The organism is Streptomyces celluloflavus (genome assembly GCA_000720995.1).
In the GTDB taxonomy this organism is placed as follows: domain Bacteria; phylum Actinomycetota; class Actinomycetes; order Streptomycetales; family Streptomycetaceae; genus Streptomyces; species Streptomyces celluloflavus.
Genome location: JOEL01000115.1, coordinates 1 through 1944, shown reverse-complemented (window position 1 = coordinate 1944; position 1944 = coordinate 1). Strand labels below are relative to the sequence as shown.

1 protein-coding gene is annotated in these 1944 nt (G+C 62.1%); it reads right to left on the bottom strand.

Annotated features, from left to right (window positions below):
* Positions 1-63 precede the first annotated feature (63 nt).
* The gene (gene ltrA, locus IH09_RS36080; RefSeq protein ID WP_318279670.1) at positions 64-1353 is read right to left on the bottom strand and encodes a group II intron reverse transcriptase/maturase; all 1290 of its coding nucleotides are present in this window, start codon (positions 1351-1353) and stop codon (positions 64-66) included.
* Between the last annotated feature and the right edge of the window lie 591 nt (positions 1354-1944).

The following is a 1944-nucleotide window of genomic DNA, read 5'->3' as shown; positions in this document are numbered from 1 at the left end:
GGTGAGTCGGCGGCGGGAATCTCACCCGCCGCCGCTCTCAGAACCGTGCGGGAACCTCTCGGCTCACACGGCTCCCATCGCCCAGCCATCAGGTTTGAGGCCGAACCGCCAATGGGCGAACATGTTGGGATACCGGCGGGCAGCGTCCGCCAGCAGTTCTCCCGCGCGTTTCTCCCGGCGGCGTAGTCGTTTGTATTTCTGGCAAGCCCAGCCCACCAACATGCGGTTGATGCGCCGGAGAAGGGGATACAACATGGACTTGTAGAAGCGCCCGTAATAGTTGATCCATCCCTGCACGACGCTGTTGAACATCCGTGCAAGGTCCATCAGGGACTTGTCACTGCGGCGGGCAATGCGCCAGGAACGCATCTCCTTGCCCATCGCCTTGATTGCCGCCTTGCTGACCGCGGGCAGGAAGCTCACGAAGTGCTTCCCGTATCGATTCTTGGCCAGCCTGGGACGGAACGTATACCCAAGGAACGTGAACGACGTCTGCTCGAACGAGCCCCGCCGGTCGGCGTCCTTGCAATAGACAATGCGCGTCTTGTCCGGATGCAATTCCAAACCGACCTGCGCCAATCGCTGCGCGAGAGCGTCCCGCACGCGGTGGGCCTGCCTCTCGCTGCCACAGTGAATCACCGCATCGTCGCAGTACCGCTCGAAAGTGACTTGCGGGAACTCCCGCACGAGCCACGCATCGAACGCGTAGTGCAGATACAGATTCGCCAGTACGGGCGAGATCGCCGACCCCTGGGGAGTCCCGCGATCCCGTTGCTGCACCGATCCATCCGCCTTCGCCAGCGGCGCAACAAGCCACCGCCGGACATAGAGAAGGACCCACTTTCCGTCTGCGTCGATATGCCGCTCGACGGCCTTGAGCATCAGCTCATGGTCAACGCTGTCGAAGAACGCACGGATGTCGAGATCGACCACCCAGTCGCTCCGCCAACAGCGCCGCCGGCACTGCTCCACCGCATCCAACGCCGACCGCCTGGGGCGGTAGCCATAGGAGTCCGGATGGAATACAGGCTCCACCCGCCGCTCCAGATACATCGAGGCCACCGTCTGGGCGATACGGTCAGAAACGGTGGGCACCCCGAGCACGCGGATACCTTTCCCGCCTGCTTTGGGGATCTCCACGGCCTTCACCGCGGGAGGAAAGTACGAGCCGGACGACATCCGATTCCACAGCTTGAACAAGTTCCCCGAGAGGTTCTGCTCGTACTGTTCGATCGTCACGCCGTCCGCTCCGGGTGCACCCTTGTTGGCCTTGACCCGCTGAAATGCCTCCCACACCATCGACTTGGGAATGTCAAACGACTTGACCTTGGCCTGCGGCCTTGATCCGTTCACCTGGCTCCTCCCGGGAACTCCGGTTGACCACCAAACAAGATCGGGGCAACCCGCCCCCTTCGCTCCACCCCCATTACAGGAGCTTCATCACTACTACGAGGCGGTCCGTCCCCCTGCCACGCATCGGTACTCTCCCCCTTGCAGTTTCAGCTGCTTGGGGTTCTCCCTTATCGCCAACCGGTCTTCAACCTGACCGGTGGCATCATCGTGGCGAGGGGTTCCCACGTTCCACACCAGCGCCTGAACCGAGCTCGCGCCACCTTTATGCCGGGCACCACCTGGCCAGGGATACAGGAACCCGCCAGATTCATCCCGGGGCAACAACTGGACCCCGGTTTCGGTAACCATCGCTACGCTTTCGACACTTCATCAGTGGTTCACTTGCGTTCGCCTTCTCGGCTCACACCTGACGCATCTTGTGCGCCTTTTCCGCAGTGCTCATCACCCCGGCTCATTCACCGGAGCAACCTGCGGTGGTTTGGGACCTCCCCCTGCGTGGGCGGTCTCGGAGGGCCTACCTCCATCACCAGTGCAGCACCACGTCGGAAGACTTCGTCTACATCGAAACCTCCCGTTGTGTTCGTGGCGCAC